This window comes from Nostoc sp., from assembly GCF_035638895.1.
Taxonomy (GTDB): domain Bacteria; phylum Cyanobacteriota; class Cyanobacteriia; order Cyanobacteriales; family Nostocaceae; genus Nostoc.
On sequence record NZ_DASQZC010000463.1, the window covers coordinates 1 to 12,967 of the forward strand.

The window sequence follows — 12,967 nt, forward strand, 5'->3', positions numbered from 1 at the left end:
GGTAAAGATGGTGACTTGCACACTTCTTTTGAACATCAGAGATTTGCTGAAATTTTGCAACAATGTCATCATCGCTGGTTAATAACCTATGATGACTCATCGCATATTAGAGAAAATTTTCAATGGGCTAATATTTCAGCATGGGAATTACAGTATGGGATGAATAACTATAAACAGAGTGGTGCAGCTAAAGGAAAAGAGTTATTCATTACAAACTACGAAGTTAAACTTTATTTGGAGAAAAAATCACAAGTTCAGGATCTTGCTAATCCAGCTTTACAATTAAGCCTTGAGATTTAAACCTAACTTTGATAGCTTCCAATTTTCCGGTAGGATAACCCCATAGCTCTCAATATAGTTACAACATACAAACCTTAGCTATGATAACTTCTCCAATCCCTGCTCAAGAATCCTCTGCTAGCTGGTATGTCCTGCTGCAACAATTAATAGATGGCCAATCCTTGTCCCGTACTCAAGCTGCTGAATTGATGCAAGGATGGCTCAGTGAAGCGGTTCCCCCAGAGTTATCAGGGGCTATTTTAACAGCGCTGAACTTTAAAGGCATTTCTGCCGACGAGTTGACCGGCATGGCTGAAGTATTACAATCTCAATGTTCCCCAGTCAGCACTCAGCACTTAGAAGTCAGCACTGTAATAGATACCTGTGGCACTGGTGGAGATGGATCATCAACCTTTAATATTTCTACAGCCGTTGCATTTGTCGCCGCAGCATCTGGTATACCTGTCGCCAAACACGGCAATCGTTCAGCCTCAAGTCTCACCGGGAGTGCAGATGTATTGGAAGCCTTAGGTGTAAACTTGAGTGCCTCTAGTGAAAAAGTACAAGCCGCACTACAAGAAGTCGGGATCACTTTCTTGTTTGCCCCTGGTTGGCATCCAGCACTTAAGGCGGTTGCCTCATTACGGCGGACTTTGAAAGTGCGAACAATTTTTAATTTGCTCGGGCCGTTAGTAAATCCCTTGCGTCCAACTGGGCAGGTAGTGGGCTTATTTACTCCTAAGCTTTTGGCAACAGTTGCCGAGGCTTTACAGAATTTGGGCAAAGAAAAGGCGATTGTGCTGCACGGACGAGAAAAACTTGATGAGGCTGGGTTAGGAGATTTAACTGACTTGGCGGTGTTATCAGATGGAGAAGTGCAGTTAACTACGATTAATCCCCTAGATTTGGATCTAACACCTGCTTCCGTAGGTATGCTTCGGGGTGGAGATGTCCAAGAGAATGCGGTGATTCTCAAGGCGGTACTCCAAGGTAAGGGAACTCAGGCACAACAAGATGCAGTAGCGTTGAATGCGTCGTTGGCGCTGCAAGTAGCAGGTTCGATCGCACTCCTAGATCACGGTGAGGGGATTAAAATCGCTAAGGATATCCTACAAAGCGGGGCAGCTTGGACGAAGTTGGAGGAGTTAGTTGAGTTTCTGGCGGATTGATTTGCGATCGCTATTGCGGACGAAACTCTACCACATTACGTTTGATGGTGACATCGTAGTTACCAAAAAAGTCATGTCCTAAAAGTCCAGTTTCTAGTTCCGTACCTGCGATCGCTACTGCTACTCTATTCACTGTTACCCCGCCAACTGCCATCGAATTAACGTAGCCCACAGGAAATTCTACAGCCCTGGAACTCGCGGTATTTGCCTTAGCTTTCCCCACTGGCACTATTCCCAAGGTATTTGCCATCTCTTGGGTAACTACAGTGCCACTGGCTCCCGTATCCACAATCATGTCAAATTGTCGCTGGCCATTGAAAGTGACTTCGACAATTGGCGTTCCACCAAGTCGCCTTTTAATCGGGGCTGTAAACACTTCCTGATCTGGAATTACCACTGCTGATGAGGGCAAACCTGGCTCTGTTGGTAACGGTTTTGTTTCTTGTGGAGGCGATAGAGGTGAGGTATACTTTGGTGTGGTTGTTCTCTGGGGAACCACAACTACTATCCTCTTCGGTTCGGCAACGCTCACAGGGCGAGGATTAGCTTGCTTTTGGGCATATTTAATTTGGCGACGATATTCAGTAATTTTGGTTTGAGCGATCGCAAATTCTGGGCTTTGTCGCCGGACTCTTTGCATCAGCGCGATCGCATCCTGGTACTGATTCGCCACCAAAATCCAATCACCTGGAGATTGAGCAGAGCGGCTGATACTCCAAGCGCCAACGGCTTTGTCTAGCCCCATTTCAAAAAGACTTGGTTCACTTTCAGACGGCTCTAGCGGTTGTGCTTCTGGGGTGGAGGTAACTGCTGGTGTTGTTGGTTCAACGGCAGGCTGTACTGATGCCTGCTCCCCAATTGGCGCGGGTTGCTCATTGCCACCAGTCGCAGTGTTCCGTTGGCCTTCACTACAGGCAACACACAAAACCGCTAGAGCGCTTGATACAAAAATTAGGGTTGCACGGGATAAAAAAGACTGAAGCATAATTAATTTTAACCACCCAAGCTTTGCCAAAGCCACTCCCGCTAATTTAATTCCCTTTTAATTTTAATTAACTATTCTAAAAACTTCCAATTGTTCAACTCATGGGATAATTAACAATCGCAGTATTGGGGAATGGGAAATGGAAAATTGGGCATTAGGCATTAATCAATAATTCTTCCCCTGCCTCCCCTGCTCCCTCATCCCCACTCCCCACTCCCCACTCCCCACTCCCCATTTACTATGCCCCTGTTTGACGCAATACCAGCTTTACTTGTCCTGGCAGATGGAACCACTTATCGCGGTTGGTCTTTCGGTGCTACGGGAACCGCGATCGGAGAAGTGGTGTTCAACACTGGTATGACCGGCTACCAAGAAGTCCTGACTGACCCAAGTTACTGCGGTCAGATTGTAATTTTTACCTATCCTGAATTAGGGAATACTGGGGTAAATTCTGAAGATGAGGAATCAGATGGGCCCCAGGTTCGGGGTGCGATCGCTCGGAATATTTGTCACCGTCCCAGTAACTGGCGATCAACACAATCCTTACCAGACTACCTTAAACAAAACCAAGTACCAGGGATCTACGGCATCGATACCCGCGCCCTCACCCGCAAAATTCGGATGTTTGGAGCTATGAACGGTGGCATTTCCACAACCATTCTCGATGAGGCGGAATTGCTAGAGCAGGTACAGGCGGCTCCCAACATGGCAGGTTTAAATCTGGTTCGGGAAGTCACCACAGCAAAGGCTTATGAATGGTCAGATCCCACAATTCCAGCTTGGGAATTCAACTCGGAAGCTGCGGAAAATCTTGGAGAACCCTTTACCGTTGTTGCCCTTGACTTTGGCGTAAAACGCAATATTTTGCGTCGCTTAACAAGTTATGGTTGTCGGGTAATTGTTGTGCCTGCTGATACACCACCAGAAGAAATCCTCAATTACAATCCAGATGGTGTGTTTCTTTCAAATGGACCTGGCGACCCTGCTGCGGTTACTGAAGGAATTGCAACTGCTAAAGCACTGCTGTTAAGTGAAAAGCCTATCTTTGGTATTTGTATGGGACACCAAATTTTAGGTCATGCACTAGGGGCAGAAACCTATAAACTCAAATTTGGTCATCGTGGTTTAAATCAGCCAGCCGGTTTACAACAACGGATAGAAATTACCAGCCAAAACCATAGTTTTGCTATTGACCCAGATTCTTTACCTACGGCAGTTGTGGAAATCAGCCACTTGAACTTGAACGATCGCACCGTTGCTGGGGTACGTCACAGATATCTACCTGTATTCTCCGTCCAATATCACCCAGAAGCCAGTCCTGGCCCTCACGATGCTGATTACTTGTTTGAGCAATTTGTTCAATCCATGCGAACAGCACGTCAAGCCGAGACAGCCGAAGTGAGGTAAAAATAGGGAATGGGGACTAGGGACTGGGGACTGGGGACTAGGAAATAAGATTAAAAATACTATTTTCTTCCAATCCCAAATCCCCAATCCCAAATCCCCAATCCCAAATCCCCAGTACCCAGTACCCAGTACCCAATCCCCTATCCCAGGAGATTGTAGACAACTTGCTCCAAAACCATCTATACTTGAGCGTTCACTTTAACTCATGAGGAGGGAATTATTGCTGATTCATTGAATCTAACCGTTAGCCTGAGGGGCACTCGTGAAGTCCGGGATAACTGTCAGCTATTCCGCCTCACAGGTTTGTTAGATGCCTTTTCTGAGCCGACATTTCGCAAGGTACTTGGCAGTAAGATTGACGAGGGCCCTAAGCATATTATTTTGGATCTCTCACAAATCGACTTTATTGATAGCTCTGGCTTGGGTGCTTTGGTGCAGCTAGCCAAGCAGGCTCAAACTGCCGAAGGCACTTTGCAAATCGTCACGAATGCCCGGGTAACTCAAACGGTCAAGCTTGTTCGCCTAGAGAAGTTTCTCTCCCTGCAAAAATCAGTTGAAGAAGCTCTAGAAAACGTGAAGTAGTCTTGATTGCTTGAACCGAGAGATCAATTCGGCTATCCAGATTCAACATCGGATAGCTTAATTTTTAAAGCTTCTGGCAGAAAACCTCTCTCCTTGTGGGAGAGGCACAAAGCCAGTTAAGCTATTATGTTTAAAGTAGAGCAATAATTAAAGATATAGCACCCGCTTCTTGGGTATGTAATTTTTGGCTTCTTATCCGATAAATAATCAAGGCTGAGAAATTTGTAAGAAATACAAAGCCAGCAGGTTTCTCTATAGGTAAATTTGACTTGATACTGTATAGTTAAAAATTGTCGCTTACTAAGTAAGCATGACAATGCGATCAAGTAACAGGGTGAGTTTGATGTCAGAATTTTACCCTATCTTAGGCACAGACCACAAGTAGGCAAAATTTGATTTATAGGCGTTGACATCAGGGCGATCTAAAATGCTTTCTTCTCAATCAAAAAGATAGAATTAGTAAGTATTTTTGATAGTATTTATTATGCTAAGTATAGGATTATGGCTTACTTCAGAAAAATCAGTCTTGGCCAAGAATGCCTGCCAAATAGAGCCAGTAAAGGAATGATTTATTTGTGAAGTCACAGGAGGAAGAGGTATTAGATGGACAAGATGAAACTCTCAAACAGACTTTATCTTGGACTCAAGCACTCTTGACAACCACAGCGCCATTCCAACAGATTTCCCTCTCACAAGTGCAACAAATTTCTCCTGCTGCTTTGGCATATTTGGGGGATGCAATTTATGAGTTGTATGTTAGAATGTTCTATCTACTGCCATTGCAGCGAACAGGAATTTACCATCGTTTGGTAGTGGAGCAGGTAAGAGCGGAAACACAAGCGCTACATTTGCGATCGCTGATTCCTCATCTCACGGACACCGAATTAGAAATTGTCCGACGGGGTAGAAACGCCGCTACAGGACGCCCTAAGCGACTTAATCCCGAAATTTATCAACAGGCAACCAGTCTAGAAACCTTAATTGGCTACTTATATCTCACCAATTACCAGCGTCTAACCGAACTGTTGCAAATGCTTCATGTAGAAAAAGAGTGAGAACTTAATTTTACAGTAGCCACATCAGTAGATTTGGTTCAAGAAATTGACGTAATTGTGATAATCAACCATACGCTATATCTATAACTCAAATGCAGAATAAACCTAGAAAAGTCAGAACTTCCAACGAACCCAATCGTGGGCAACCTGTAAAAATTCAGGGTAAGCGTGTTGTTACTAATCCAACTCGCAATCCCAGAAAAATAGATAGCAATCCCGTCTCTAGTGCAAATCCGACTCGCAATCCCAGAAAAATAGATAGCAATCCCGTCTCTAGTGCAAATCCGACTCGTAATCCCAGAAAAATAGATAGCAACCCCATCTCTGGTGCAAATCCGACTCGTAATCCCAGGAAAATAGATAGCAACCCCGTTGACAACTCCCGCCAACGAAATAGCAACTTCTCCCAGCCGCCTGTATCTACACCGACAGAAGAAGATAACGATCTCATCTACGGTCGTCATCCAGTATTGAGTGCGTTGCAAAATCAGCGCAATCTCAACCGTCTCTGGATTACTACCCGTCTGCGCTACGACCCCAGCTTTCACCATTTTCTCTTGCAAGCGAAAGAAAATGGCACAGTTATTGATGAGGTTGAACCCAAACGTTTAGACTATCTCACCAATGGAGCCAATCATCAAGGTGTGGCAGCACAAGTTGCTCCCTATGCTTACATCGAATTGCCCGATCTAATTGAACAGGCAAAAGCTGTAACCGATCCCGTAATCGTAGTAGCTGATGGAATTACTGATCCCCATAACTTGGGAGCAATTATTCGCACCGCCGAAGCAATAGGCGCTCAAGGTTTAGTGATTCCCCAAAGAAGGGCATCTGGGATCACTTCTACTGTGATGAAAGTCGCAGCAGGCGCTTTAGAAAACTTTGCTGTAGCTAGAGTTGTCAACCTCAGCCGCGCCTTAGAAGAATTAAAAGCAGCTGGCTATTGGATTTATGGCACTGCTGCAAGTGGAAGCGAACCTGTGCATACAGTGAATTTCACTGGCCCAATCGTTTTGGTAATCGGCTCAGAAGGCGAAGGTCTGAGTATGTTGACTCAACGTTCCTGTGATTTCTTAGTATCGATTCCTCTACAAGGTAAGACTCCCAGCCTCAATGCTTCTGTAGCAGCAGGTATGACGCTTTATGAAATTTATCGCCAGCGATCGCTAAATACTCTGCACTTAGATAAATTACAAAAAATATCTTTGAAAAAGTAACAGTAACAGAGTATAAAGAAATGTAAAACATAATAAAGCAACATATCGTTTAACACCCTGTAGACGTTTATAAACTGGCTAAAACCATGAAAACCATTTGGCATAACCTCAAGGAAGTGTTAATTAACACATTCGACTCCCTCGGATTGGCTTGGTGGGTAGAGATTGTGACGCAAAATCCCCGTTGCACATACTACTTCGGGCCATTTCTGAGTTCTTCTGATGCAAAATTGTCAAGCGTTGGATATATAGAAGATTTGGAGATCGAAGGAGCTACGGGAATTTCTGTGAATGTGAAGCGCTGCAAACCTAATAACTTAACAATCGCTGAAGACTTGGGGGAAAGATTTGACCGCAAAGTACAGCCTGCCTTTGGCGGTCAGATTTAAGTTAAGTTAGGCCAGAGAATGGAAAAGATGCGACAATGCGGGGACGCAAAGACACGGAGAGACTGAAAATTCTTTTACCGCGTTAATGCGTCTTTTTCACTCACCGCGTCACCACATCTTCACTCTCGATTTATTCTTCGTCAATAGTCAAAATATTTAAAAAATTTTGACTATTGACGAAGAATTACCTGCGGATGAACTTCCAGCCAATGGTCAATGTCATTTAGCACCTGCTGGGGGACTTCCCACGGAAAAAGATGGGCGGTGTTGGAATAGCACTGCCATTGAGAATTGTTGAGGTGTTGAGCAGTTTCTAAACTGGAATTAGATGTGATGTGGCGGTCTTGCTCACCAGCAAGTACTAAACTAGGACATTCTATTTGTTGTAAATCTAGAAGTCGGTTGTATCCCGATTGAATTTCGCTATAGAGGGCGCGAGTAGCAGCACGAGAGGTTTGCAAATAAGCTGGTACTGCTTCTGTGGCGATGTACTTGTAACTGGTAGTTGTGTGTTGTTGGACTAAGTAGCGAAAAAGCGATCGCTTGCCAAAAGTATCAATATTCCATTGCCAACTCGGTTTTATATAGTTTATTAAGCCAGCAACGCCAGTATATAAATTATCCTGCCAAGTGATAGGAGGATGACTACCACGGGGTTTTGCGGCTGTCGCCACCAAAATCAGCCCTGTAATGCGCTCTGGCAAACGTAATGCCAGTTCCATAGCCAGAATTCCCCCAAGTGACCATCCCAATAATAGACACTTTTCAATCTCAAAGCGGTCTAGCAGCGCTTCTAAATCAGTTAAATGGTCATTCATATTAAAACTACCATTCCAGCGACTTTTGCCATATCCACGTAAATCAGGGGCAAAAGTTTTATAACGTTTTGATAAATGATTGGTAAAGACAGATAGACTACGACCAGTACCAGGATGACCATGTAAGCCCAGAATGGGAAATCCTTGACCTTGGATGTAGACATTGAGACGTGCAGTAGTAGGATGGCGATCGCTCATTACTTGTAATTCTCCTGTGTAGCGATCGCTTCTATCCTTATCGTATTCGCTTCAGCCTTTTCTGGTGTCTGCTCTAAAATTGCCTTAATTCGATTTAGACTTTGTGTCATAGTAGTTGGTTATATTATATTTTCTAATCTTGTTATACGGCTAGCACAGCACGGCGTAAATAAAGATACTATTTCAAATGGCGCAAGAAGCTCGTAATACAATTATGCGTGAATGCGTAACCAACTTTTCTGACAATTCATCGGTATCTGGAAAACCTCTCTCTAAATCTCTCTCCTAAGAGGAGAGAGACTTTGAATTTTCCCCCTTTCCGCGTCGGAAAGCAGGGTCGTTTCATACAACCAGAGAAAAATTAAAACTGGGTTTCAAAGTCTCTCTCCGTTTCGGGGAGAGGTTTGGAGAGGGGTAAAAAGCCATGTTGCAAAACGAGAAATCAAGACTTATGTATTTTTCTTTTTTCGTATGAAACCACCCTGCCCTTTCCGCGTCGGAAAGGGGGTTAGGGGGTTAGGTGTTTCGTGACTTTTCCACATAACGTGAAAAGTCAGACCAACTTTTATCTTATGCCTCTTTTGTCACTTTGGGAGAATCCAATCGCTCAAACGGTTACGGGGTTTTAATTTCTACTTTTTGTTTATAAAAAATTTTAGTTTCTGTTAGAAAATAAAGCCTCAAACCTAGACTAAATCTAAGTATCATAATTGGGCTGAGATTATTGTGTTCGGAGATTGGCAAAAGAGGGTTATTCTTAAATAATCTATCTAGAGAAGTATCTATTGAGGAAAGTGAATATGTGTTCTCGCCAACTTTGTTTTTTGCTAAGTCTGGGTGCTTTTGCTGTGCTTGGAGGTGATTTATCTGCTCAAGCTCAACCAACTCCTATTTCTCCTAATACAATAACTCCAATGGCAGATAATAGAGAAGCTAAAGGAACTCAAAGAATAAAGTTAAATTATTTTCGTAATGTAGAAGCTTTAAAGACGATCCTAAATGATGTGAAAAAGGACGAAAAATGGAATCTCACAATAAATCAATCTACTAATGATGAGATCATCCTTTATGGCACGAGTGCGGAAAGAAGGTCTGCGTACCGAGTCATTGCTGCAATTGATCTTCCCCGTCCCGGTATCGTGATGCAGATGTGGGGAATCCAGATTTCCAGCAATAATCCCCAGAACTTAGCTAAAGCAATGGTGAAAGTACGCCACGAAATTAATCAAACTCAACAGTTAGTGCGAGAAACCTATACTGAAATTGAACAATACGCAAAAGATATAGATGAAAAGGACTTCGATCCTGAGTTCAAAAAACTTCTTGATGAACTAGGGTATAAATCAGCCCTGAGTTCCAATCGTCCTCTATCTCTGTTGGATATGGTCTTACGCATGGTGGCAGCAGAAACGCCAAACACTCATGCTACCCAAAATATAGCCAACAAACTTACGGATTTTATTGAAGGAGATGAACGCTATAAATACTATGTAGATACATTAAGAAAAGAAGGAGGACAACCACTCGAAAGGTTTTTCTCTATTCGTGGTCTGAAGCCAAAATGCAGGGGTTACATGCTTCAAAAGTGTTGGGGGACAGGTCTTGAAGACGATTACGCCAAAGTCAGTCGCGCTGTAACGCTTGAGTTTGGGCTACATTATGGTTACTTTATTAGTAAACCAGATAGCTTTAGCCCTTACTATCTTCAACAATCAGCCGATGTCTTCAATAATCGCTTACAAAATACCTTTGATGCGTTAAACCAAGACATAGAAGATTTTTTTGTTATGCCTACTTTGCTCAAAATCCAAGAGATTGTGAGTGAATTCAAGGACGTGGAATATGCACAGGTAGGAAGAACCAGTCTAGCTAGTCTGAGTGGGATAGCAACGACAGTCAATTCAACATCGGTTAGTGCCTTCGATGTGACTCCACCTTTGAAACTCTCAGATTTACTCACAAAAGCTGACGGGCTTAATGATGAAGTCGGTAACTATGTTCCACGGCCTGTGGTTGGATCTCTGCCGCTTGAGCGGGTTATCAGTCTAGTTGCTGCGTTCCAAGAGCAAGACGCTAAATTTCGTGAGTTGAACACTGGAGTCTCATTGAAGGTAACACCTAATGTGTTACAAAATATGAATTCTGCTGAACTTAAAATCGATTTGACTATCGCTGATCCGGTAGATCGTGGTGAAAAGACAGGACAGATAGGATCACAAGACCCACTATCACGTATTAGTCAACAGGTAGTGAATACTACTGTTTACACTAAGGCTGTGGATTTTTTCGCTCTTTCGACATTCTCTAACCAAAGTACATTAAATGGGGGGCGTGGTTACGTACCTATCATCGGCACGGTGTGGAGGGGGATTTTTGGTGAAGTGCCGATTTTGGGCGATCTGTTTAGTTGGAAAAAAGGCCCTAAGAAGGTTCTTCACGAGAGTCTGCTGTTGACTAACTCCTTTATTACACCTACAGCTATGGCAATGGGTTTGCTCTATCCATTAGAAAGCGGAACCTTTGATGGTGACCAAAAATTCTGTGAATTAAAGGATAAAGTTGAAAAATATACAAATAATCCATTGTTTGCGGAAAAAGGTGTTTGTAAGGATAACAAAAGGTTCTAGATAAGTACGCAGAAACTAGCCTTTTCAAGGTGAATGTTTGTAGTATAAAATAAATGTAATTTACATTCGAAAATTTGGAGTTGAATGCATAGATTCTTTGCTCAATTCCAGCCGATGCCTGAAATGCTGTAAAAACTTGGATAGTACAGATGCTCACCTTAAAAGAGCTAGTCCGCACAAACCAGTAACTTGCCTTTACAAGCTTGCTTTAGTATGGCCTTACCTTTCCGAAATAGTGCTTAAACTGTATTGTTCTATAGGTTACACTTTGAAGACCTTTTTGAACTTAATGTGTCTTTGAATATTTTACTCATTGTTCCAATCATTGTTGGAACGGGGAAATCTGAATGGTAAAGTTTTTTGACAATTGATCGCTGCTACCGTTTCCGAAATACCAGTAGGATGTCCTTGAGCATCAAAAGTCAGGGAATCCATACAAGCTTGTAAAGCTGAAGCAAAAGGAGGTAAACATTCCTGTTCTGCTCTGTTTGTTGATATCTGTTGGTTTAACACTCGAAAACATTGATTCGTATCTGCTAGAGCAAAATTACAGAGCCGTGTTGCCCGTTCTGTTGAGGTCACGTTCCGCAAATCCTGGAAGCATTGACTGGTATAGGGTGTGCCTATACGGCATAGTTTTTCAGCCCTCTCCAAAGAGGTAGAATTTCTTAATTCTCGAAAACACTGGCTTGTATAACGGGTTGCGTTACGGCACAATCGTGCAACTCGCTCCGCAGAGACATCTTTTCGTAAATCCTGAAAACATTGAGTTCTGACACTTAAGCTGTGTTTATAATCCCCTTTATCTGGTGAGTTATACTGATTTTGGGCATATACTGGTATAATTTGTCCAAACATGACAAACGCCAGAATCACGGGAGTCTGGACTAAACCAAAATCCACATTGAAAAATTTCATAGTTCTTATTCTATGAGTTGATAAACAATAGCTATGTCATCTGTGAAGGTGATTTATCAGAAAAAGTTCCGGTGACAAAGCTGCCTCACTAGTTCTGTTTCGAGGATACGAGGCAAAGAAATTATTTCATAATATTTATCTTGTTCATCCCAGTAGCCACAAACTTTATCAAAACAATCGGGTCTAAAACCGAACTTCGTCCCGCTACGCTAACGCTTTTGAAGGCGAAAAGTTTTGTCACGGGGTTAAAACCCTGTGATAAAACGTAATTGCGTTAGCGACGTAGGAGCGTCATTGCGAATTGCGAATTGGTTTATAATCTCATAGTTCGAGATGTTCTTGAACTAGTGTATGGGCATCTAAGTTTTCTCAGATTTCAGTTAATATCACAGTTTTAAGAAATTGGTTCATAAACCATTTGGGGAATTAACACTTCATCTTGTAATTGCCCTATACCTAAAAAGCGAGTCTCTTCATCATAAACTCGCACTACTTCAGGAACATCAAAAGTTAGAGAAATTCGCTGACCTTGACACCATTTTTGAGCAGATGTTGCTGGTAAAGTAACAGATGACAAATGTTGTAAAGCTACATCTGGGGAAATCGGTTGAAATGTATCGGCTTGGAGTTTTGTTTCTAAGTCGCTCAAAGTGAGACTATCTGTTAAATCGAAACCACTGCTTTGAGTGCGAATCAAAGCGGCAAGAGTGCCACCAGTTTCTAAAATTGCACCTAAGTCACGAGCGATCGCTCTAATATATGTACCAGAACCACAGGCGATCGCCACATCCAATTCGGGAAAATCCCCTTCTCTCCAGTCCAAAATATCTATCTGAAAAACTTCTATTGTCCGCACTGGAACTTCCACCGTTTTACCTTGGCGTGCCAAATCGTAGAGACGTTTACCATCCACTTGAATTGCACTGTAACTAGGTGGGATTTGCTCAATCTTGCCTTCAAATTGTGGTAATGCACTTTTCACTTGTGCCAAACTCAATCCAGCACAAGGTTGAGAAGTGATAATTTCGCCTTGTAAATCATCGGTTGTGGTACGCACACCCAGCCGAATGGTGGCTTTATAAGCTTTGTTTTCTGGCAGATATTGCAATAATCTTGTAGCTTTACCAAGGGCGATTGGTAAAACCCCTGTAGCTGCTGGATCTAAGGTTCCTGCGTGTCCTACACGTTTGAGGCGCAACAATTTTCGCACTCGCGCTACGCAGTCGTGGGAAGTCCAGTCAAATGGTTTGTTTAAGTTGAGAAAACCTTGAGATAACACAAAATCATTAAGTAGGTTGGTGCAATTAAAGATAACTGGCGTAC

Annotated in this window: 11 protein-coding genes and 1 pseudogene; 8 read left to right on the top strand and 4 right to left on the bottom strand. The window is 42.9% G+C overall.

What is annotated here, in order from left to right:
• Positions 1-300 (top strand): annotated as a pseudogene (locus VE944_RS23330) (DNA adenine methylase); the annotation flags it as partial.
• An 80-nt stretch (positions 301-380) separates the two neighbouring features.
• Complete coding sequence (gene trpD / locus VE944_RS23335) at positions 381-1,448, top strand: anthranilate phosphoribosyltransferase (RefSeq protein WP_324982591.1); 1,068 nt, start codon at positions 381-383, stop codon at positions 1,446-1,448.
• A gap of 10 nt (positions 1,449-1,458) precedes the next feature.
• Here the strand turns inward: trpD and VE944_RS23340 are convergent, their stop codons facing one another.
• Complete coding sequence (locus tag VE944_RS23340; RefSeq protein ID WP_324982593.1) at positions 1,459-2,433, bottom strand: retropepsin-like aspartic protease family protein; 975 nt, start codon at positions 2,431-2,433, stop codon at positions 1,459-1,461.
• Positions 2,434-2,673: 240 nt separating this feature from the next.
• On the opposite strand from VE944_RS23340, the gene carA reads away from it, so the two are divergent.
• The 5 genes from carA (at position 2,674) to VE944_RS23365 (ending at position 7,083) form a co-directional block, all read left to right on the top strand.
• Complete coding sequence (carA, locus tag VE944_RS23345) at positions 2,674-3,840, top strand: glutamine-hydrolyzing carbamoyl-phosphate synthase small subunit (protein ID WP_324982596.1); 1,167 nt, start codon at positions 2,674-2,676, stop codon at positions 3,838-3,840.
• 231 nt (positions 3,841-4,071) lie between these two features.
• Complete coding sequence (locus VE944_RS23350; protein ID WP_199326607.1) at positions 4,072-4,422, top strand: STAS domain-containing protein; 351 nt, start codon at positions 4,072-4,074, stop codon at positions 4,420-4,422.
• A 575-nt stretch (positions 4,423-4,997) separates the two neighbouring features.
• A complete protein-coding gene (locus VE944_RS23355; protein ID WP_324982602.1) occupies positions 4,998-5,477 on the top strand; it encodes a Mini-ribonuclease 3 in 480 nt (159 codons plus the stop codon).
• A 92-nt stretch (positions 5,478-5,569) separates the two neighbouring features.
• On the top strand, positions 5,570-6,694 hold the full coding sequence (gene rlmB / locus VE944_RS23360; protein WP_324982605.1) for a 23S rRNA (guanosine(2251)-2'-O)-methyltransferase RlmB: 1,125 nt from the start codon (positions 5,570-5,572) through the stop codon (positions 6,692-6,694).
• 86 nt (positions 6,695-6,780) lie between these two features.
• On the top strand, positions 6,781-7,083 hold the full coding sequence (locus VE944_RS23365) for a DUF1816 domain-containing protein (RefSeq protein WP_324982609.1): 303 nt from the start codon (positions 6,781-6,783) through the stop codon (positions 7,081-7,083).
• A 170-nt stretch (positions 7,084-7,253) separates the two neighbouring features.
• Here VE944_RS23365 and VE944_RS23370 read toward each other — a convergent pair whose 3' ends face one another.
• The gene (locus VE944_RS23370) at positions 7,254-8,099 is read right to left on the bottom strand and encodes an alpha/beta fold hydrolase (RefSeq protein ID WP_324982612.1); all 846 of its coding nucleotides are present in this window, start codon (positions 8,097-8,099) and stop codon (positions 7,254-7,256) included.
• 800 nt (positions 8,100-8,899) lie between these two features.
• On the opposite strand from VE944_RS23370, the gene VE944_RS23375 reads away from it, so the two are divergent.
• The gene (locus VE944_RS23375) at positions 8,900-10,726 is read left to right on the top strand and encodes a hypothetical protein (protein WP_324982614.1); all 1,827 of its coding nucleotides are present in this window, start codon (positions 8,900-8,902) and stop codon (positions 10,724-10,726) included.
• Positions 10,727-11,032: 306 nt separating this feature from the next.
• Here the strand turns inward: VE944_RS23375 and VE944_RS23380 are convergent, their stop codons facing one another.
• Together VE944_RS23380 and truB are read right to left on the bottom strand one after the other, a co-directional pair.
• A complete protein-coding gene (locus VE944_RS23380; RefSeq protein WP_324982617.1) occupies positions 11,033-11,644 on the bottom strand; it encodes a hypothetical protein in 612 nt (203 codons plus the stop codon).
• A 394-nt stretch (positions 11,645-12,038) separates the two neighbouring features.
• On the bottom strand, positions 12,039-12,923 hold the full coding sequence (truB, locus tag VE944_RS23385; RefSeq protein WP_324982620.1) for a tRNA pseudouridine(55) synthase TruB: 885 nt from the start codon (positions 12,921-12,923) through the stop codon (positions 12,039-12,041).
• Positions 12,924-12,967: the final 44 nt, after the last annotated feature.

What these genes read in the sequence shown, in the direction of transcription:
- trpD (WP_324982591.1), top strand. Translation starts at nt 381, where the DNA reads ATGATAACTTCTCCAATCCCTGCTCAAGAATCCTCTGCTAGCTGGTAT.
- VE944_RS23370 (WP_324982612.1), bottom strand. Translation starts at nt 8,099, where the DNA reads ATGAGCGATCGCCATCCTACTACTGCACGTCTCAATGTCTACATCCAA.
- carA (WP_324982596.1), top strand. Translation starts at nt 2,674, where the DNA reads ATGCCCCTGTTTGACGCAATACCAGCTTTACTTGTCCTGGCAGATGGA.
- VE944_RS23365 (WP_324982609.1), top strand. Translation starts at nt 6,781, where the DNA reads ATGAAAACCATTTGGCATAACCTCAAGGAAGTGTTAATTAACACATTC.
- VE944_RS23380 (WP_324982617.1), bottom strand. Translation starts at nt 11,644, where the DNA reads ATGAAATTTTTCAATGTGGATTTTGGTTTAGTCCAGACTCCCGTGATT.
- VE944_RS23375 (WP_324982614.1), top strand. Translation starts at nt 8,900, where the DNA reads ATGTGTTCTCGCCAACTTTGTTTTTTGCTAAGTCTGGGTGCTTTTGCT.
- rlmB (WP_324982605.1), top strand. Translation starts at nt 5,570, where the DNA reads ATGCAGAATAAACCTAGAAAAGTCAGAACTTCCAACGAACCCAATCGT.
- VE944_RS23340 (WP_324982593.1), bottom strand. Translation starts at nt 2,433, where the DNA reads ATGCTTCAGTCTTTTTTATCCCGTGCAACCCTAATTTTTGTATCAAGC.